Consider the following 400-nt stretch of genomic DNA (forward strand, 5'->3'; position numbering starts at 1 on the left):
GAGGAGCTGCCCTTAGTACGAGAGGACCGGGGTGGACTGGCCTCTGGTGTATCTGTTGAACTATCAAGTTCATGGCAGAGTAGCCAAGCCGGGACGGGATAAACGCTGAAGGCATCTAAGCGTGAAGCCCCCCTCAAGATGAGATATCCCATACGCAAGTAGTAAGACCCCTTGAAGACGACGAGGTAGATAGGGCAGAGGTGGAAGCGTAGTAATACGTGAAGCTGACTGTTACTAATCGGTCGAGGGCTTAACCAAAAGGTTATGGTTAAGGATAGGTAAGAGGAAGTTATTTCCTGAAGGATGAAAGATAGAGAGTAGAAGAAATTCAGTGTGCAGTTTTGAAGGTATATAAACATTCAAGAAAATCAAATATAAACGTGGATGACGGGGTGTGGCT

1 rRNA gene is annotated in these 400 nt (G+C 46.5%); it reads left to right on the top strand.

What is annotated here, in order from left to right:
- A 23S ribosomal RNA gene (locus tag DW931_RS12545) occupies nucleotides 1-258 on the top strand; the annotation flags it as partial.
- Between the last annotated feature and the right edge of the window lie 142 nt (nucleotides 259-400).

This window comes from Clostridium sp. AM43-3BH, from assembly GCF_003479985.1.
GTDB classification, from domain to species: Bacteria; Bacillota; Clostridia; order Lachnospirales; family Lachnospiraceae; genus Otoolea; species Otoolea fessa.